We start from the raw sequence: 19,136 nt of genomic DNA, 5'->3' as shown, positions 1-19,136 counted from the left end.
ATGAAGATCAGAAACGTGATTCATAAGGGGCTGCGCCGGTTCATCGATGAGGATGATGCCTCCGGCTTGCAACCGGCGTTCGTGCCGAAACTGCGACGAATTATTTCGTTCCTCCAGGACATGGAACAGGAGGAGGAATTGCGGACGGTGCCGAGTTGGAAAGCGCATCTGCTCACCAGCGACCGCAAAGGCACCTGGAGCCTCTTGTCACGAAAAACTGGCGGCTGACGTTTCGGATAGACCGGATAGAAATTGAGATCATCGACCTCGATTATGAAGATTATCACTAGGAGGCGGCAATGAACGCTGCACAGGGCATCCGCATGAAAAATCCAGCCCATCCGGGCGGGTTCGTCAAAAGCGAGATTATTGAAGCTCTTGAGCTTTCCGTCACCGACGCGGCCAAGGCGCTAGGCGTTACACGCCCAGCCTTGTCCGCGCTTCTCAACGAAAGAGCCCACCTATCGCCAGAAATGGCGCTCAGAATCGAGAAGGCGTTTGGCGTATCTATGGATACCCTGATGCGGATGCAGAATAGCTACGACATTGCTCAAGCCCGCAAGCGGGAGGGAGAAATCAAGGTGGCACCATTCAAAGGCAAACCAAACGATCCGCCATCGACCGCGACCTAACGGCCGGATACAGGCGACTAAGCCCCCGCCTCCCGCTTTGCCAGAATCTTGTCAATCCGCATGCCGTCCAGATCGACGATCTCGAAGTGCCAGCCATCGAATATGAAGCTCTCGCCGACCTCCGGGATATGGCCAAGCTGGTAGAGGGCAAAGCCGGCGAAGGTATGGAAATTGCTGTCTTCGGAGCGCTCCCGCAGGCCGAGCCGCTGGAAGGCGTCATAGGCTGGCATCATGCCTTCGATCAGCAATGAGCCGTCGGCACGCTCGACGATATCCGGCCCCTCGTTCTCCATATTCGGCAAGTCGCCGGCGATGGCTTCCAACAGGTCCGTCTGCGTAACGATACCCTCCAGGCTGCCATATTCATCGATGACCATGGCGAGACGGACGGGCGCGCGCTTGAAGCTTTCGAGCACCTTGAAAACGGCCGTCGCTTCGTGAACGATAAGGGGCTGACGCATGACCGCTATCGGATCGAGCGATTGGCCGTTCAGGAGCTGATCGAGAAGATCCCTCTTCAGGATCATGCCGATCGGTTCGTCGATCGTCCCGCGACCGACGAGGAGCTGTTCGAACCGGCTTTCGCGAATGGCCTTCAGCATCTCCTCCGGCGTGTCTTCAGCGTCGATCCAATCGACCTCCAGCCTCGGCGTCATGATATCGGAGACATCGCGATCGCCGATGTTGAAGACACGTTCGACCAGTTCCTGCTGCGCCTGTTCCAACAGGCCTGCCTCCTGGCTTTCGGCCACCAGCATTTTAATTTCGGCAGGGGAATGCAGCGAGCCTTCGCCGGCGCCCGGCCGCAGCCCGAAGAGGCGCAGAACCAGATTACCGAGACCATTCAGCACCACAATCGCCGGGCGCAGCAGAAATAGGAACAGGCCAAGCGGCCGCACGACGCCGAGCGCGGTGCCTTCGCTGCGCTGCAATGCCAGGCTCTTCGGCGCCAGTTCGCCAAGAACGATGTGCAGGGCGGTGATGATAACAAAGGAAATCGCGACGGCGACGGCGTGCGACCCGGCAGCAGCCCAGGTGCCAGGCAGAAAATCGAGAAGCGGCTGCAACAGATGGGCAAGCGCCGGCTCACCCACCCAACCGAGAGCGAGCGAAGATATGGTGATGCCGAGCTGAGTGGCCGCGAGGTTGGCGTCGAGATTGTCGACCGCCCGTTGCAAGGCGGTTGCGTTCGTCCGCCCTTCGGAGACCAGTTCGGCCACGCGGCTGCGCCGAACGGAGACAAGCGAAAATTCGGCCGCAACGAAGAAACCATTGGCGGCGACGAGGAACAACACGGCGAATATTCCGAGGAAATCGAAAATACCGCCATCAAATCCAGACATGCTTCCCTTCCGGGCGGATTAGCGCCACGTATTATTGATCGAAAAGAAATCTAACACGCTTTCCGGCTGTGCGGCAGCCGAAGCAGCAATTTCTTGTCGATATGGAAATAGTTTTTCTTTTTTCCAATCGGAAAAAGGCGCCTCAAGCGATTTCCCGCAGCTGCTCCGCAGTCTGCAAATCAACGGAAACAAGCTGTGAGACACCCTGTTCGGCCATGGTCACGCCGAAGAGGCGGTCCATGCGCGCCATGGTAATGGGATTGTGGGTAATGACCACGAAACGCGTCTCGGTCGAGGCGGCCATCTCGTCCATGAGATTGCAATAGCGCTCGACATTGTGATCGTCGAGCGGCGCGTCCACTTCGTCCAGCACGCAGATCGGCGCCGGGTTGGTGAGGAAGACGGCAAAGATCAGCGCCATCGCCGTCAGCGCCTGTTCGCCACCGGAAAGCAGCGTCATGGTCTGCGGCTTCTTGCCCGGCGGGCGGGCGAGGATTTCGAGGCCCGCCTCCAGCGGATCGTCGGATTCGATCAGTTGCAGCTCGGCCGTGCCGCCGCTGAAGAGATGGGTAAACAGCCGCTGGAACTGCACATTGACCACGTCGAAAGCTGCGATCAGCCGCTCGCGGCCTTCGCGGTTGAGGCTCTGGATCGCACCGCGGAGCTTACGAATAGCGTCGATGACATCGTCGCGCTCCTTGATCAGGGCGCGCAGCCGCTCGGTCAGTTCCCTGCTTTCCTCCTCGGCACGCAGGTTGACGGCACCGAGGCGCTCGCGTTCGATCCTCAGCCGCTCCAGCTCGCGCTCGACCTCACGCAAATCAGGGACGTTTTGCCCCGCCGACAGGCCGGCAAGCCGCAACACCTCGTGCGGTTCGACATTCAGCGCCTGACGGATGCGCAACTCGCTTTCCTGGCGACGCTCGCGGGCAGAAACCAGCCGCTCCTCGATGCGGCCGCGCTTTTCACGGCTTTCCGCCAGTTCTGACAGTGCTGTGGCCGCCTGGCGATCGGCCTCGCGCTGAACGATTTCCGCCTCGACCAAGCGGTCGGCCGCGGCGCGGCGTGCCTCCTCGGCCCTCTGCAATTCATTCATCAGGCCACGACGCTTGTCATCAAATTCATCCGGAGCGAGGTCCAGCTCGGCGGCCTCATCACGCGCCTCTTCCTCGCGGTCGCGCAAGGTCTGGATATGCTCTTCGGCACTGGCGGCGCGCTGGCGCCAACCGTCACGCTCCTGCCGGATCGCCAGGATGCGGCGCTGCCGCGCCTCGTTTTCCCGATTCAGCCCTTCGTAACGGGCACGCGCCTCGGCGAGCGCGCCGCGATCTGTCGCGACATCCACCTGCTGATCGCGCAGCCTGAGATCGATGGCCGCCAGATCGGGTGCATCCTCCAGTTCGATGCGAGCATTTTCATCCCGCACCGTTACCTCTTCCATCTGCGCCTGCAGATGGCTGGCGGCTTCCGAAATGACGTCGCGACGGCGGATGAGATCGCCGGAGGCACGCTCCGCCATCGCCAATGCTTCGCGAGCCTCCGCGAGCTGGCGGGCAGCAAGCCGGCTGGTATCGCGAGCGGCAACAAGACGGCCTTCCTCGGCTCGGATCGCATCACCGGCAATCGCCAAGCGCTCCTCGGCCTCGGCCAGGACATCGCGCGCCATTTCGGCTTCGGCCTCGAGCTCAGCAAGACGATTTTTCTGTGCCAGCCGCAAAGCCGCCGCGCTGGGGGCGTCTGCCCCGGTCACATGCCCGTCCCAACGAAATACGGCGCCGTCCTTCGTCACCAGCCGCTGGCCCGGCTTCAACGCCGGCATGAGATGCAGGGCATCTTCGGCAGCGACAAGGCCAATCTGGCGAAGACGTCGCGTCAATGCCGCCGGTGCCCCAACATGCGAGATCAGCGGCACGACGCCTTCCGGCAAGGCGGGATCGGTTGCGCCGCTGCCATTGTCGGACCAATAGACCGGCGCCTGCGGATCCAGCGGCGATTCCAGATCGTCGCCAAGCGCTGCGCCGAGCGCGATCTCGAAGCCACGATCGACGCGCAGCTCTTCCGCAACAGGTGCAAATGTGGCCGCGGTAGCTCCCGCCGCCAGCATATTGGCGATCGTACGCGCTTCCGTCTCCAAGGCATTCAACCGCGAACGGGCTTGATCGACCGGCGTGCGCGACAAAGCTTCGGTTTCACGGGCCCTGGAAAGGGCCGCCTCGACGAGCTGGATCGCCGCCTCGGCATCGACCACGACGGTTTCGGCAGCTTCGACCACATCGCGCTTTTCGCCGGGGTCCGGCAGGGCAGCTATCTTTTCCTCGATCGCGTCAAGCTCGCGGCTGGCCTCGTCCATCTGGCGTTCCAGCCGCATCTTGCGGTCGGCGAGATCGCGGATGGCGCGCTCGAGCTGATTGCGGGCGGCAGCGGCCTCGGCGCGCTCGGCAGTCAGCGTGGCAAAGATACGCTCGCTGTCGGCCAGCTTGGCGGCTGCCTCATCGAAAGCCTCGCGTGTCTCCTCGGCAAGCCGACCGGAATCGGCGAGGATGTCGGCAATATCGGCTTCCTCCGCATCGAGCCCGCCCAGAATCTCCGCATTGTCGGCAACAAGGCGCTCTTCACGGCTGATATCTTCAGCCAGTTGCGCCAACCGCCGGGTCAGCTCGTCTCGACGGCGCAAAATGCGGTTGGCATCCTCTTCAAGCTGGGTGCGAGCGATCTGCAGACGCTGCAATGCGGCAGCGGCTTTCGCCTCCTCGTCGCGCAGATCCGGCAGCTTGAAGCTGGCGATACCCTGCGCCTTTGCCGCCTCCATCTGTATCTGCGCCTTTTCGGCGACCAGAACAGTTGCCTGGTTGAGGGCGCTGTCAGCCTCCGCTTCCGCTTCCTTGGCCTGTTTCCAGTGGATATGCAGGAGCATGGCCTCACGGGCACGGATGTCGGCGGAGAGCATCTTGAAGCGGTTGGCCTGACGCGCCTGGCGTTTCAGGCTCTCGATCTGGCTTTCAAGCTGCGAGGTTACGTCGTCGAGACGCTCGAGATTGCCCTCGGCAGCGCGCAAACGGAGTTCCGCCTCATGCCGGCGCGAATGCAGGCCGGAAATGCCGGCCGCTTCTTCAAGAAGCTGCCGGCGCGCCTGGGGCTTGGCCTGGATCAGCTCGCCGATACGCCCCTGCCCGACCATCGACGGCGAACGCGCTCCGGTCGAGGCATCGGCGAACAGCAGTTGCACATCCTTGGCGCGGGCCTCTTTGCCATTGATGCGATAGAGCGAGCCCTGCTCGCGCTCGATGCGACGGGTCACCTGGATTTCGTCGCTGTCATTAAAGGCGGCGGGCGCCGTGCGGTCGCTGTTGTCGAGATAGAGCCCGACTTCCGCGGTGTTGCGCGCCGGGCGATTGCCGGAACCGGAGAAGATGATATCATCCATGCCGGAAGCGCGCATGTTCTTGTAGGAATTCTCGCCCATCACCCAGCGCAGCGCTTCGACCAGGTTGGACTTGCCGCAGCCGTTCGGCCCGACGACGCCGGTCAAACCGCGCTCGATGACGAATTCCGCCGGCTCCACGAAGGACTTAAAGCCGACCAGACGAAGCCTGTTGAACTTCATGGGTCAGACCTCCTTCTCCCCGAGCGGGAGAAGGTAACAGGCGGGCACAAAAAGGCGGGCGCGCAGGTTTCCCCGCCGCCCGCCGTTTCTAAAAGGCGCGGATCAGAGAAGGCTATCGATGAGCTTCGACATGGCACCAACCGACATGTCCCCTGCATAACGCTTGCCGTTGATCAAGAAGGTCGGCGTAGCATTGACGCCGAAGTCTTTGGCTGCACGTTCCCTAACTGAGTTGACATCATCCAGAAGCTTCTGGTTCGTCAAGCATTTCGTAAAGCTATCCTCAGTAAAACCGGCAAGTTTCGACATTTGCAGCAGTGCGGCGCGACCATCGACATCCGGCGACGCCCAGGCGATCTGCTGCTTGAACAGCATATCGACCATCGGCAGGTACTGTTCCTGCGGCGCGCAACGGGCCAGCATGAAGGCAGCAGCAGCGCGCGGATCGAAGGGGAATTCGCGGATAATGAAGCGGACCTTGCCGGTGTCGACGTATTTCTGCTTGATCGCATCGAAGGTGGTCGTGGCGAAATGCGCGCAGTGCGGGCAGGTCAGCGACATGTATTCCACGATCTTGACCGGGGCGTCTTCCTTGCCGAGCGCGATTTCCGGCAGCGGGCCGGGCTTCAGCACCTCGTTCATGTCGACGTTGCCTTCCGACGACGGAATTGCATCCTCCGGCGAAGCAGCGCTGTTGGTGGTCTCCTGGGCGCCGCCGACCGTAGTGGCATTGGCGGCGGATGCGGTGTCGGCAAAGGCAGCGAACGCCAGGGAGAGGGCTGTGACGGCGGTGCCGCCCAGCAAGTGGCGTTTGGTCAAGAGCATGTCAGACATCGGCATAAAGTCACCCGTCGTTTAAGAGGTCTTTGAATGGTTCACTGCGATATAACGGCTAGTTGCTACTAACAAGGCACGCTTGGCCAACTTTCTTCAAAGAATTGTGACCTACCGAAGACAAAGAGATTAAATTATCGTCAGAATTGACGGGGATGAGCGGTCGATCCTGAAGATGAACCGCTATGTGAGACTATCTTCGATAAACCTCGCGGCGATTTCCGACTCGGACAATCAGAATTCGTATGGCGCTATCTTCGATGTGCGCTATGACTCGGCAGTCTCCGACCCGATATTTCCAGAAATCACCGAGATCAGAACCCTTCAAAGCCTCTCCGATGGAGCGCGGATTGTCCAGCTTAGCAACACGCTCATGAAGAAATTTAAGAATGCGGCGCGCAGTCTCATGTCCAAGCTTTTCGAGTTCGCGCTCCGCAGATCGCTGAAACTCAATCGTCCACGCCATAGCGTGCCATTAACTCAGCCAGGGAAACGGTATCGCTCTCGCCCCGGCGAAACTCTTCCAAGCGCTTCTCCGCGAGATAGATATCCTCAAGGTCGTCCAGGTGCTCCAGGATCGCCTCACGGGCATAAAAGCTTTTACTACGCCCGGTACGCTTGGCGAGCTCATCGAGCCTTGCTTCAATTTCCGGCGGAAGCCGTAGGGCCAACATCATCTTCTCTCCAAAGTGCTATACAAATATAGCATTCCGGAACCCACCGACCAACCGCTTTCGTCATTACAATAGAACTATCTCTTGCCCCGCTTCCACGCCATCGCGGTGCCCAACCTCTGAATTGCCGCACGCAGCTTGTCGTCCTCGATGCCGTCCATCATGTCTTCCAGCTTTCGCGCCGCCTCGCCCTTCAGCGGCGGCGGCGTGCGCGAGCGTTTGGAGGCAATGGAGACCGGCTTCTGAACGATGCGGATTTGGCTGACGGCGTGGAAGCCAAAGAAACCATTGATGCGCTGGATGAGTTCGCCCTGCGCATGGGTCAGAAACAAGGCGCGGGCGCCCTCGCAGGCTATGGTCAGCACACCGGGCTGGTAACCGCCATCGTCGCCCGAGCCGCCACGCTTGGCCCAGGCGATCTTTTCCGGCCGCGTACATTCGGCGAAATCCTCGCCGGCGATCTCGTCCCAGGAACCGAGCAGCGCGGTATTAATTCCCGCACGCTTCGCCAGAACGGGATCAATGATACCGTTGGTCAGCTCGGAAATCTGTTTTTCGCCGCGACGCGGCATTTTTGACAGACGATATTCGCTCATTTTGAGGTTATAGGTCGCTTCCCAGCGTCAGAACGAAGCATTGGCGCGGCAGGAATGTCAAAGAGAACTGCCTTTTCTGTTTTGCAAAAGAGCACGAAATAATCTCCACTCTTTCACTGCATTGTTGCGCATCAGTTGCGTTGCAACAAGACCAAGAAGGAAAAATCCCAAGGCCAGTAGCTGTAGGGGAAATGCGCCCTTCTCACCTGTGTGCCAAGCTGCAACGAGCAACACAACCGACGACGCGGCGTAGACGCTTAGCGCCATTACAAAGAAGATGAGCGCACCGAAAGCATGATAAAGCATTTGAGAGCGATCCGAGCGCTTCTCTTGCTGCGGCCGCAATTCTTGTTTGAGATAAGCGATGACAACCTTAAATGGTTGTGTGTGCGATAACTTCCACATCATACAATAGACGAGCGACAAGAAAAGAATTTCTAAGACGCAGATATTCAGAAGCCCCAGGTTGGGACTCGCATTCAATAGACGATCGAAAAGCTCGATAAGCATGGTGAATTCTCCTTCATCTCCAGCGTTTAGGGGGTCTCATATTTTCCGACTTTCACTTCTCGAGCAATTGCGTCTAGAGAGTTGGATGTAATCGCTTCACCGATAGGAAATTATGGATATTTTACCGCAGATATCGTCCCTGAGCGGAGAGCTTCTTTCCTGGTACGACCGTCATCACCGCGACCTGCCCTGGCGGATTTCGCCGCCGATGGCTGCGCGCGGCATCCGGCCCGATCCTTATCATATCTGGCTGTCGGAGGTGATGCTGCAGCAGACCACGGTGCCGGCGGTCAAAGCCTATTTCGCCAAATTCCTGAAACGCTGGCCGACGGTTCGTGATCTTGCGACGGCGCCTACCGACGATGTCATGGCCGCCTGGGCCGGGCTTGGCTATTATGCCCGCGCCCGCAATCTCAAGAAATGCGCGGAGGCCGTGGCGGCAGAGCATGGCGGGCAGTTTCCTGAAACCGAGGATGGGCTGCGGGCCTTGCCGGGGATCGGCGACTATACGGCTGCGGCGGTCGCGGCCATCGCATTCAACCGGCAAGTGGCTGTCATGGACGGCAATGTCGAGCGCGTCATCTCCCGCCTTTACGCCATCGCCACACCCTTGCCGGCCGCCAAACCATTGATGAAGCAGAAAGTGGCGCTGCTAACGCCAGCCGATCGCCCCGGTGATTTCGCGCAGGCGATGATGGATCTGGGCGCGACGATCTGCACCCCGAAACGGCCGGCCTGTTCGCTCTGTCCCTTCAACAATGCCTGCGAGGCATTGCGGCTGCATGATCCCGAACATTTTCCGGTCAAAGCGGCAAAGAAGGAAAGGCCGGTACGCCAGGGTGCCGCTTTCGTGGCGGTGAATGGCGATGGCGAGATTTACCTGCGCCGGCGCATCGCCAGCGGCCTTCTCGGCGGTATGACCGAAGTGCCGACGACCGGCTGGACGGCACGTATCGACGGCGAGACCAGCGCCACCGCCGCTCCCTTTCCGGCTGATTGGCAGGTAGCAGGCACCGTTACGCATGTCTTCACCCACTTCGAATTACGGCTATCGATCTATCGCGCCCAGGTGGCATCGAAGATTGCCAGCAATGACGGATGGTGGGAGCCGGTTACAAATCTTGAAGCGCAGGCCTTGCCGACCGTCATGAAAAAAGCGATCGCACAGGCTATTCCACGCGCATTCAGTAAAGCCAGCACTTACATATCAGGGCATAATTCATGACCACGGAAATCCGGCACATCGTCTTCGACATCGGCAAGGTGCTTGTTCACTACGATCCGAGCATCCCCTTTAACCGCATCATCCCGGATGACGCGGAGCGAGCCTGGTTCCTCGCCAATGTTTGCACAAATGAATGGAATATCGAGCAGGATCGTGGCCGGACGTGGGAAGAGGCCGAAGCGTTGCTGATTGCTGAGCATCCCGAGCGGGAAGAACATATCCGCGCCTTCCGCAAGAATTGGCACGATATGGTGCCGCATGCCTACGACGATAGCGTCGCCATCCTGGAGAAGCTGATTGCCGAGGGCCGTGACGTCACGATGCTCACCAATTTTGCCTCCGACACGTTTCGCGAAGCGCAGACACGCTTTGATTTCCTCTCCAAGCCGCGCGGCGTCACCGTGTCCGGCGACATTGGCCTGATCAAGCCGGATGTTGCAATCTACGAGGCGCATGTGAAAAGTTTCGGTCTGGACCCGGCCTCCACCATTTTTATCGACGATTCGCTCGCCAACGTCGAAGGTGCAAAAGCCGCGGGTTGGAATGCAGTCCATTTCACCGGCGCCGAGAAGTTGCGCAGCGATCTCGCCGCCTACGGCATCGAGGTTTGAGCTATGGTTTTCGATCCGGCAGAACGCATCACCCTCTTTCATGACGCGATCAACAGGCTCGACTACGAAGCAATCGAGAACTTCTTCGAGGAGAATGCCACCTATGTCTCCAACGGCGTCGGCAGCCTTGCCGGCCGCGAGGCGATCATGGAGGCATTTCGGGGATACTTCGACACCTATCCGGATCAAACCGCCGTCAATTCCTTGGTGGAAACGCTGACGCCGCTTTCCGGCCGCTCTGTCTGGTCCGTCCGGGCGACAAACAGCAAGACCGGCAAACCACTCATCCGCGAGGGCGAGGAGACGATCACTTTCGATGAAGACGGACGCGTCATCCGGGTCGAGGTGACGGACTATCAGGAATTCTGAGCCAGAAGGCCCAAAAAAGCGCCCAGAGTTCGTAAACTCTGGGCGTCTCGCCTTCCTCCCTAACTGGAGGTACTCGACGGAAGAAGGCGGATGTGCGGATCCGGCTGCGGCATGATTCCGAAAACCGGGAAAGGCTTTCGGATAAGATCATGCCGCGCAAATAGTTGGGATTATTCAGCCTTGGCCAGATCGTTGCGGACGATCGAACGCAGCTCGTCGATCGGGCGCAGAGACTGCCCGTCGTCGAAGTGCCAGAACGTCCATCCGTTGCATGCATCAAGGCCCTGGACTTTCGCACCGAGGCGATGAATGGAGCCGGCCTCGCCGCCGGAGGCGACCGTGCCGTCGGCGCGCACGATGGCGCTATAGCGGCGCCTCGCATCCGTCAGCACCTGGCCGGGCTTGATGAGGCCGCTTTCGATCAGCACGTTGAAGGCGACGCGAACTTCAGCCTTCTTGCCGGTCATGACGGTCAGTTCCGCCTTGCCGAGCGGCTCGACAGCGGCGATGCGGGCGCTGGCCGCATCGATGTAATCCTGCTCACGCTCGATGCCGACGAAGTGGCGGCCAAGACGCTTGGCAACGGCGCCGGTGGTGCCCGAGCCGAAGAAGGGATCGAGAATGATGTCACCGGGTTTGGAAGACGCCATGATGACGCGGGCAAGCAGGGCTTCCGGCTTCTGTGTCGGATGGGCCTTCTTGCCATCCTGATCCTTCAAGCGCTCGCCGCCGCTGCAGATCGGGAACAGCCAGTCGGAGCGCATCTGCACATCGTCATTGGCTGCTTTCATGGCATCGTAGTTGAAGGTGTAGCCCTTGGCCTTGGCGTTTGGGCTCGCCCAGATCATCGTTTCATGGGCGTTCTGGAAACGGCGGCCCTTGAAATTCGGCATCGGATTGGTCTTGCGCCAGACGATGTCGTTGAGGATCCAGAAGTTCAGATCCTGCATCGTCGCGCCGACGCGGAAGATATTGTGATAGGAGCCGATGACCCAGATCGTGCCCGTCGGCTTCAGCACGCGACGGCAGGCAAGCAGCCAGGCGCGGGTAAAGGCATCATAAGCTTCGAAGGAGGCAAACTGGTCCCATTCGTCATCGACGGCGTCGACCAGCGACTGGTCGGGACGATGCAGCGTGCCGCCGAGTTGCAGATTGTACGGCGGGTCCGCGAAGATAACGTCGACGGAATGGGTGGGCAGTGCTTCAAGAGCGGCCACGCAATCGCCCTTGATGATCGTGTCGACCCAAGAGCCCGGCGTTGCGGAAGTCCTGAGGTCGGCAAGCGGGAAAACTGACGCCATGTGATACTCGCTGTTACACTTACTCGATACGATTAACTGAGTGTTATGGTTACCTAAGTTGGTTACCAAAGGCTAAAGCGAGCACCACATTTTGCAAATTCTCAAGCTTGCGCCGATTGTCCGTCGTCGCTTACGGTCCCCGATCCGTCATGTACCGCCCTGCTGTCCGCCGGTGCCTCGTCCCGCTCATTCATCCCGTAATCGCGCACCACATGCGCTATGCGCAGCCGATAGTCGGCAAATATCGCCCCTCGCCCGGCCTTCTGTGCCGCACGATGAGCTTCGCGATTGCGCCACTCCTTCACCGCCGCCTCGTCGCGCCAGAAGGACAGCGAGAGAAGCTTGCCGCGTTGCGTCAGGCTCTCGAAGCGCTCGATGGAGATGAAACCGTCGATCGTTTCAAGCTCCGCGCGCAGCTTGCCGGCAAGATCGAGATAGTGATGACGCTCGCCGAGATAGGGAACGACCTCGAAAATGACAGCGATCATGGCGTCACCTTCGGACCGTGCGGCAGCGACACGTTTTTCAGGAAGATGCGATCTTCCCTGAGGATGAAGCGTTCGCGGCAGGAGAAATCGTAGTTCGCCTTGCCGAGCGGGTCGGCTGCGAGGCGCGCGCGATAGGCTTCGTAAGCAGCCAGGCTTTCGATGTTGTAGACGCCGTAAGCGGTCGTCGCCGAACCCTCATGTGGGGCGAAATAGCCGATGAGATCAGCGCCGTTGCGTGGAATGACCTGGCCCCAGGCCTTGGCGTATTCGGCAAAGGCCTCCTTCTTGAACGGATCGATTTCGTAGCGGATGAAACAGGTGATCATGGTTTTCTCCTTTCGTGATGAAGATGTTCTCGCATATTGCGTGACGTCGATGCTTCGGTTACGATCGAAGTATGAAGGAAGGTCCTGACATAGCGCAGATCGGCGCACTCATCGGCGACCCGGCGCGGGCGAACATGCTCACCGCGCTGATGGGCGGCCGTGCTCTGACGGCAACGGAGCTGGCGGAGGTCGGCGGCATCACGCTGCAGACGGCGAGCACGCATTTGTCGAAACTCGAAGCAGGCGGGTTGCTTGCGCAACGAAAGCAGGGCCGACACCGCTATTTCGCGCTGGCCGACGATGGCGTCGGCAAGCTGCTCGAAAATATCATGGGCTTCGCCGCCACGCGGGGACACCTGCGCCATCGCCCCGGTCCGAAAGAACCGGCGCTGCGCAAAGCGCGCATCTGCTACGACCATCTTGCCGGCGATTACGGCGTGCGCATGCTTGACAGCCTGATCGCATCCGGCGCGATCTCGGCGCTTGATGACGGCTTGAGCCTGACGGAACGCGGCGAAACACAGCTTACCTCGATCGGCATAGACGTGACCGGGCTGCGCTCGACGCGGCGTCCGCTCTGCCGCTCCTGCCTCGACTGGAGCGAACGCCGAGCCCATCTCGCCGGCAGCCTTGGCAAGGCGCTGCTTTCCAATTTCTTCGACAAGGGCTGGGCGCGACGAACGGAAAACAGCCGTTCGATCCTGTTTACCTCGGAGGGCGAACGCCGGTTTCTGGCGCTATTTCCGATCGAAGCCGGCGAGATGGATAGAGGATAGGACAGCGCCTGCCTCTAGCCGCCGGAATGGTCACGTACCGGCGCATGGCTGGCACCGAGGGCAAGTGCAACTGCAACTTGACTTAGTGCATATGCACAAGCATAGTGTACCCATGCAAACCGAAGACGATCTTGGTCCCCTTGCGTGCCATTGCCTGATGACTAGGCAACTGGCGAGGCACGTCTCGAAACTTTACGAGCGGCATATGGCGCCGACCGGCATAACCAGCACCCAGTTTTCGCTCCTGAATTTCCTCCACCAGAATGGCCACCTGACCATGAACGAACTGGCGGCCGCGATGCTGATGGACCGCACGACCCTGCTGCGGGCCGTGAAGCCGCTGCAGCGACAGGGACTGATCATCAGCGTGCCGGAAACGGAAGGGAGTCGTCGGCTGATGTTGGAGCTATCGCCGGCGGGGCAAGGCAAGATCGCGGAGGTAGAGCCTTTCTGGCAGGCGGCTCAAGAGGAATATGAGGCGCAGGTCGGCCCATTGCATGCCAAAAGCCTGCGCAGCGACTTTTTCAACATGACCCATCACGGCTGACTCATTCTCAGTGAGGCCGGATAGGCTGTCGGCGGAATTGGGAGCAGATTCGTCCCGATAACCTCCCCGGAAGCCGACTTCGGGCCTTAAACTTTGGCCTATCCCTTCCGTCAGCGCACTTCTGCCATGCCTGCTGATTGGTTGAGCTTTGCCGGAGCATCGTGTAAAGCCGCACGATCCTTTTCAGAGCAGGCCCCAAAAGCGCTAAGCGGCTTTTGGATAAGGCATGCCAAATCCAGAGCTCCTTCAAAGGCAGTGTATTCTTATGGGCAATGGCTTCGACCTCATCATCTTCGACTGCGACGGCGTTCTGGTCGATTCGGAAATCATCGCGGCGGAAGTTGAATCCAAGCTCCTGACGGAAGCGGGTTACCCGATCAGCGCCGAAGAAATGGGCGAGCGTTTTTCCGGCATGACCTGGCAGAACATTCTGTTCGAAGTCGAGCGTGAGGCGAGCATTCCGCTGTCGGCATCGCTGCTCGACAAGTCAGAGAAGCTTCTGGACCTGAGGCTCGCCAATGACGTCAAGGCTATCCCGGGCGTTCCCCTCGCCCTGTCGCGCCTGCCGATCCCGCGTTGCGTCTGCTCGAACTCCAGCTCCGCGCGGCTCGAGATGATGCTCACCAAGGTCGGCTACAAGGAACTCTTTGCACCGCATATCTATTCCGCCAAGGATCTCGGCGCCGATCGCGTCAAGCCGAAGCCGGATATTTTCCTGCATGGCGCCAAGCAGTCGAACGTTTCGCCGGCCAACGTTATCGTCGTCGAAGACTCGGTCCATGGCGTCCAGGCGGCGCGCGCCGCCGGCATGCGCGTCATCGGCTTCACCGGCGCTTCGCACACCTACCCTTCACATGCCGACCGGCTGACAGATGCGGGTGCGGAAACGGTCATCTCCCGGATGGCAGATCTGCCCGGCGTGGTCATGGCGCTGGCGGAGTGGGAAGGCGTTTTGTGAGGCAATAGGCTCGGTCTTGCCTAGCTTCGTGCGAACGACTTTTTGTCGTTTTGAATCCTTAACGAGGCCAAATGGTATAAGAACGCGGGTTTACCAAAGGTGTTTTCGCCCCTGCTAGAAACAGGCCCCGTACGCACCGTATAGCGAGCCAAGCCAATGGCACGTAGCCTGCAAAGGTGGTGAAGACCAACCAAGTCCGAAGGCTCGTTACTTCGGCGGAAATTTTTCCGTGCATTAGGAATAACGTCGCCGCCTTGATGCCGAATACAGCGGCTTCTATCACCAGATAGGCCGCTGCACTGCGATACTGCATTTGATAATGAGACCTTTCCCAGTCATCTCCTTCGTGGAGCCTCCTCTTGGCGAAGAGCATCGCGACTATCTGAATAGGAAAGAAAAGTAATCCGAACAATATGATAGCGTAGTTCGATGGGACCCCACCCGTTTTCTTGACTACCGCTTCGATCATAAGCAGGGAACTTTCTTAGTTTTGGTCAAGCAATGCAGTTCAATATAACTTCGAGATCAATTTTAAATATTGGTATCTAATTTCAGCGAAGTTGCCCTCGCTAAATCACAGCTCGCGGTATCTGTTGCCGAAATCCGCAGACTTGAAACCAAGCCTGCAATCCTACTGCCTAAATCTCAGCCTTACTTATGCTTCTTATGAACAGGCTTCTGGCCTTTTTCCGGCTTCTGCGGCCCTTGATCGAATCCGACCTGGACCACGGTGAAACCGCCGGAGCCGCCAGCGACGTTGATGTCGTCATCGGTGAAGAGGAATTGCGTCGTGGTTTCGCCCGGCGGGATTTCGGCGGTGAAATTGACGGTCTTGCTATAGAGCGCGGTGCTGTTGTCCATGACGGCGACATGGATCGGTATGGTCACCTTGCCAGGGCCGCCCATCGGGCCGGCAACAAGGCGGCCCTGCGCAACGATATGGATGCTAAGGCTGGTGCCATCGGTCGTGCACTGGCGCGTCGCCTGGGCGAGCGATGCCTGATAGGTCAACTGGTTCGGATCATCCTTGGCGCCCTTGGCGTAGGTGCGATAGCTGGATGCCTCGTCGCGGATTACGACTTGCGGGCATTTGCCGGCGATATAGGCCTGGCCACCGGTCACCTGTGGCGCGGGGCTGGCAGATGACGCGTTGGCCGCCGTTGCCTGCGGCGCTACCGTCACATCCGTTCCGGACGGCTTGTCGCTACCGCCAAAACCAAGAGAATTACAACCTGCCAACAATGCCATAAGCGAAGCGGAGAAAAGACGACGCGAAACCTTGCCAAACACTATTATTCCACCCTCTGCAATAATTTACATTATCGGCCTGCAGCCTGTTCGACGGGCCTTTTATGACACTTGGCGATGGTCTATACCAGCGGCGCAGCGAAAAATCGATTGGGTAGGCACCGTTTTGGCTCACTTTTCGACGTCCACAGATTGGCGCAAGCCGCCGCCCGCCAGACTGAGCTGGGCGGGCATTGCACAAACGCGAAAACCACGCGGCTGATCCGACGCAAAAAGACGGGCTGCCATCGCTTCGTTCTTTTATTCTCTCACCCCACCACTCCGGCAATTTTGCGACCAAAGGAATTATAGACCGTGGACTATATCTCAACGCGGGGAGAAGCCCCTGCCCTTGGCTTCTGCGATGCCCTTCTGGCCGGCCTTGCGCGCGATGGCGGGCTCTATGTGCCCCGTGAATGGCCGACTCTTACGAAAAAAGAGATCCGCGCCTTCCGCGGCAAGAGCTATCAGGACGTCGCCTTCGCCGTGCTGTCGCCTTTCACCAACGGCGAAATTCCGGACGATGTCTTCCGGGGCATGATCGACGAGGCCTATGCCACCTTCCGCCATCCGGCCGTCGCGCCGCTGGTGCAGACAGGTCCGAATAGCTTCGTGATTGAGCTGTTCCACGGCACGACGCTTGCCTTCAAAGATGTCGCCATGCAGTTGCTCGCCCGGCTGATGGATTATGCGCTGGAAAAGCGCGGGCAGAGGGCGACCATCGTCGGCGCGACCTCGGGCGATACCGGCGGCGCGGCGATCGACGCCTTTGCCGGACGCGGACGCACCGACATCTTCATCCTCTTCCCGCATGGCAAGGTCTCGCCGGTGCAGCAACGGCAGATGACCACCTCAACGGCGGCCAATGTGCATGCGCTGGCGCTCAACGGCAATTTCGATGATTGCCAGAACCTGGTCAAAGCCATGTTCAACGACACCGCTTTCCGCGACCGCGTCAAACTTTCGGGCGTCAATTCCATCAACTGGGCGCGCATCATGGCGCAGGTGGTCTATTACTTCACCACGGCCGTCGCCCTCGGCGGTCCGGACAGGAAGATTTCCTTCACCGTTCCGACCGGCAATTTCGGCGATATTTTCGCCGGCTACGTCGCCAAGCGCATGGGTCTGCCCATCGACCGGCTGGTGATCGCCACCAATGAAAACGACATTCTCGCACGCACCTTGAAGACCGGCCGCTACGAGATGCGCGAGGTCAAGGCCACTACCGCGCCGTCGATGGACATTCAGATCTCCTCCAACTTCGAGCGGCTGCTGTTCGAAGCCTATGGCCGTGACGCATCGAAGGTGCGCGCAGCGATGGAAAGCCTGAAACAATCGAAGGGTTTTTCGATCGGCGAAGATGCCCTGAAGTTCATCAAGAGGGATTTCCGCGCCGGCCGCGCCAGCGAGAAGCAGGTCGCTGCGACGATCCGCGAAACACTCGACAACACCGGCTATCTCATCGATCCGCACACGGCCATCGGCGTCTTCGTGGCGGAGAAAAACGAGAAGTCATCAAGCCCGATGGTGACGCTTGCGACCGCGCATCCGGCAAAATTCCCCGCGGCAGTAAAATCCGCATGTGGTATTGACCCGGCGCTTCCGACGTGGCTTGCTGGATTGATGAACAGGGAGGAGCGTTTCGATGTCCTCGATCCCGAGCTGAAAGCCGTTGAAACTTTTATCGGCAAGCATGCCCGGGCCGGGGAATGATAGACGCAGAAAGACAGACGATGACAGTGGAGTGCACCCGGCTTGCGTCCGGGCTGACAATAGCGACCCAGACGATGCCACACCTCGAAAGCGTGGCACTCGGCGTCTGGATCAAATCGGGTTCGCGCAACGAAACCGAAGCGGAACACGGCATCGCGCATCTGCTCGAACACATGGCGTTCAAGGGTACGGCCCGTCGCACGGCGCGTGAGATCGCCGAGGAAATCGAAAATGTCGGCGGCGAAGTCAATGCCGCCACATCGACCGAGACGACCTCCTATTATGCCCGCGTGCTGAAGGATCATGTGCCGCTCGCCGTCGATATCCTCGCTGATATCCTGACCGAATCCGCCTTCGACGAAGATGAGCTGCAGCGCGAAAAGCAGGTCATCCTGCAGGAAATCAACGCTGCGAACGACACGCCCGACGACGTGGTCTTCGACAAATTTTCCGAAGTCGCCTATCGCGGCCAGACGCTCGGCCGGGCGATTCTCGGCACGCCGGAGACCGTCGTCTCCTTCTCGCCCGATCAAATTCGCGGTTATCTCAGCCGGAATTACACGACCGACCGCATGTTCGTGGTGGCCGCCGGCGCCGTCGATCATGAAAGCTTCGTGCGCCAGGTCGAAGAGCGCTTCTCCTCCCTGCCGACCAAACCGTCGGCGCCGCCCGTCATCGAGCCAGCCCGCTATATCGGCGGCAATATCCGCGAGACGCGCGACCTGATGGATGCACAGATCCTGCTCGGCTTCGAGGGACGCGCCTATCACACCCGCGATTTCTATTGCTCGCAGATCCTCGCCAACATCCTCGGCGGCGGCATGTCCTCGCGGCTGTTTCAGGAAGTGCGCGAGTTCCGCGGCCTCTGCTATTCCGTCTATGCCTTCCATTGGGGCTTTTCCGACACCGGCATTTTCGGCATCCATGCCGCGACCGGTGGCGAGAACCTGCCGGAACTGCTGCCGGTCATCGTTGACGAGCTGCATAAGTCCTCGCACAAGATCGAACAGCAGGAAATCGAGCGTGCCCGCGCCCAGATCCGCGCGCAGTTGCTAATGGGGCAGGAAAGCCCGGCGGCCCGCGCCGGCCAGATCGCGCGGCAAATGATGCTTTACGGCCGGCCGATTCCAAATCAGGAGATGCTGGAACGGCTGCAGGGCATTACCATCGACCGGCTGACCGATCTTGCCGGCCGCCTGTTCTTCGACACGGTGCCGACGCTGTCGGCGATCGGTCCGCTGGAGCAGTTGGCGCCGATGGAAGATATCGTCACATCCTTGTCATCGTCGACCCCCGCCTCCAAAAGCGCGAGTGGCTAAGACCGCATCGCGAGCCGATGGGT

At 59.6% G+C, this 19,136-nt stretch carries 21 protein-coding genes; 10 read left to right on the top strand and 11 right to left on the bottom strand.

Annotated features, from left to right (window positions below; all coding sequences use genetic code 11):
* Positions 1-228, top strand: coding sequence for a type II toxin-antitoxin system RelE/ParE family toxin (locus QD357_RS16185; RefSeq protein WP_245407432.1), 228 nt, complete (start codon positions 1-3; stop codon positions 226-228).
* A 71-nt stretch (positions 229-299) separates the two neighbouring features.
* Complete coding sequence (locus QD357_RS16180; protein ID WP_107107388.1) at positions 300-632, top strand: HigA family addiction module antitoxin; 333 nt, start codon at positions 300-302, stop codon at positions 630-632.
* Between the two features lie 17 nt (positions 633-649).
* Here the strand turns inward: QD357_RS16180 and QD357_RS16175 are convergent, their stop codons facing one another.
* The 7 genes from QD357_RS16175 to QD357_RS16145 all read right to left on the bottom strand — a co-directional run bounded on the left by QD357_RS16175 (position 650) and on the right by QD357_RS16145 (position 8,193).
* On the bottom strand, positions 650-1,975 hold the full coding sequence (locus QD357_RS16175; RefSeq protein ID WP_107107387.1) for a hemolysin family protein: 1,326 nt from the start codon (positions 1,973-1,975) through the stop codon (positions 650-652).
* A 142-nt stretch (positions 1,976-2,117) separates the two neighbouring features.
* Positions 2,118-5,579, bottom strand: coding sequence for a chromosome segregation SMC family protein (locus QD357_RS16170; RefSeq protein WP_107107386.1), 3,462 nt, complete (start codon positions 5,577-5,579; stop codon positions 2,118-2,120).
* A gap of 102 nt (positions 5,580-5,681) precedes the next feature.
* On the bottom strand, positions 5,682-6,419 hold the full coding sequence (locus QD357_RS16165) for a DsbA family protein (protein WP_414124611.1): 738 nt from the start codon (positions 6,417-6,419) through the stop codon (positions 5,682-5,684).
* Between the two features lie 187 nt (positions 6,420-6,606).
* Entirely contained in the window at positions 6,607-6,879 is a 273-nt protein-coding gene (locus tag QD357_RS16160; RefSeq protein WP_107107384.1) for a type II toxin-antitoxin system RelE family toxin, read from the bottom strand.
* A complete protein-coding gene (locus QD357_RS16155; RefSeq protein WP_028750684.1) occupies positions 6,863-7,087 on the bottom strand; it encodes a DUF6290 family protein in 225 nt (74 codons plus the stop codon). The genes QD357_RS16160 and QD357_RS16155 overlap by 17 nt, the downstream gene beginning before the upstream one ends.
* Before the next feature lie 77 nt (positions 7,088-7,164).
* The gene (locus QD357_RS16150; protein WP_414124610.1) at positions 7,165-7,683 is read right to left on the bottom strand and encodes a DUF721 domain-containing protein; all 519 of its coding nucleotides are present in this window, start codon (positions 7,681-7,683) and stop codon (positions 7,165-7,167) included.
* Positions 7,684-7,740: 57 nt separating this feature from the next.
* A complete protein-coding gene (locus tag QD357_RS16145; RefSeq protein ID WP_414124609.1) occupies positions 7,741-8,193 on the bottom strand; it encodes a hypothetical protein in 453 nt (150 codons plus the stop codon).
* A 112-nt stretch (positions 8,194-8,305) separates the two neighbouring features.
* Here QD357_RS16145 and mutY point away from each other — a divergent pair, with 112 nt between their 5' ends.
* From mutY to QD357_RS16130, 3 genes are read left to right on the top strand one after another with little or no spacing between them, the layout of a single operon-like run.
* Entirely contained in the window at positions 8,306-9,418 is a 1,113-nt protein-coding gene (mutY, locus tag QD357_RS16140; RefSeq protein WP_107107381.1) for an A/G-specific adenine glycosylase, read from the top strand.
* Complete coding sequence (locus QD357_RS16135; protein ID WP_414124608.1) at positions 9,415-10,029, top strand: HAD family hydrolase; 615 nt, start codon at positions 9,415-9,417, stop codon at positions 10,027-10,029. The genes mutY and QD357_RS16135 overlap by 4 nt, the downstream gene beginning before the upstream one ends.
* A gap of 3 nt (positions 10,030-10,032) precedes the next feature.
* The gene (locus QD357_RS16130; protein WP_107107379.1) at positions 10,033-10,398 is read left to right on the top strand and encodes a YybH family protein; all 366 of its coding nucleotides are present in this window, start codon (positions 10,033-10,035) and stop codon (positions 10,396-10,398) included.
* Positions 10,399-10,568: 170 nt separating this feature from the next.
* Here QD357_RS16130 and QD357_RS16125 read toward each other — a convergent pair whose 3' ends face one another.
* The 3 genes from QD357_RS16125 to QD357_RS16115 form a co-directional block, all read right to left on the bottom strand.
* Positions 10,569-11,699: a site-specific DNA-methyltransferase gene (locus tag QD357_RS16125; RefSeq protein ID WP_107107378.1), complete on the bottom strand. Its 1,131-nt coding sequence runs from the start codon at positions 11,697-11,699 to the stop codon at positions 10,569-10,571.
* 101 nt (positions 11,700-11,800) lie between these two features.
* Positions 11,801-12,187 carry an antibiotic biosynthesis monooxygenase family protein gene (locus QD357_RS16120; RefSeq protein ID WP_107107377.1) on the bottom strand — a complete coding sequence of 129 codons (387 nt, stop codon included), beginning with the start codon at positions 12,185-12,187 and terminating at the stop codon, positions 11,801-11,803.
* Entirely contained in the window at positions 12,184-12,513 is a 330-nt protein-coding gene (locus QD357_RS16115) for an NIPSNAP family protein (protein ID WP_107107376.1), read from the bottom strand. The genes QD357_RS16120 and QD357_RS16115 overlap by 4 nt, the downstream gene beginning before the upstream one ends.
* Before the next feature lie 71 nt (positions 12,514-12,584).
* Between QD357_RS16115 and QD357_RS16110 the strand changes: the two genes are divergently transcribed.
* From QD357_RS16110 to QD357_RS16100, 3 genes are all read left to right on the top strand, one after another.
* The gene (locus QD357_RS16110) at positions 12,585-13,289 is read left to right on the top strand and encodes an ArsR/SmtB family transcription factor (RefSeq protein ID WP_107107375.1); all 705 of its coding nucleotides are present in this window, start codon (positions 12,585-12,587) and stop codon (positions 13,287-13,289) included.
* Positions 13,290-13,494: 205 nt separating this feature from the next.
* Positions 13,495-13,836, top strand: a complete 342-nt coding sequence (locus tag QD357_RS16105; RefSeq protein WP_181316018.1) for a MarR family winged helix-turn-helix transcriptional regulator — start codon at positions 13,495-13,497, stop codon at positions 13,834-13,836.
* Between the two features lie 265 nt (positions 13,837-14,101).
* Positions 14,102-14,794 carry an HAD family hydrolase gene (locus QD357_RS16100; protein ID WP_107107373.1) on the top strand — a complete coding sequence of 231 codons (693 nt, stop codon included), beginning with the start codon at positions 14,102-14,104 and terminating at the stop codon, positions 14,792-14,794.
* A 651-nt stretch (positions 14,795-15,445) separates the two neighbouring features.
* On the opposite strand, the gene QD357_RS16095 is transcribed toward QD357_RS16100, so the two are convergent.
* Positions 15,446-15,976, bottom strand: coding sequence for a hypothetical protein (locus QD357_RS16095; protein WP_245407430.1), 531 nt, complete (start codon positions 15,974-15,976; stop codon positions 15,446-15,448).
* 420 nt (positions 15,977-16,396) lie between these two features.
* On the opposite strand from QD357_RS16095, the gene thrC reads away from it, so the two are divergent.
* Both thrC and QD357_RS16085 read left to right on the top strand, forming a co-directional pair.
* On the top strand, positions 16,397-17,794 hold the full coding sequence (thrC, locus tag QD357_RS16090; RefSeq protein WP_107107370.1) for a threonine synthase: 1,398 nt from the start codon (positions 16,397-16,399) through the stop codon (positions 17,792-17,794).
* Between the two features lie 20 nt (positions 17,795-17,814).
* Complete coding sequence (locus QD357_RS16085; protein ID WP_107107493.1) at positions 17,815-19,113, top strand: M16 family metallopeptidase; 1,299 nt, start codon at positions 17,815-17,817, stop codon at positions 19,111-19,113.
* Positions 19,114-19,136: the final 23 nt, after the last annotated feature.

This window comes from Rhizobium sp. BR 317 (genome assembly GCF_047445835.1).
GTDB classification, from domain to species: domain Bacteria; phylum Pseudomonadota; class Alphaproteobacteria; order Rhizobiales; family Rhizobiaceae; genus Rhizobium; species Rhizobium paranaense.
The sequence above is the reverse complement of the archived record's forward strand: the minus strand, read 5'-3'. Positions and strand labels throughout refer to the sequence as shown.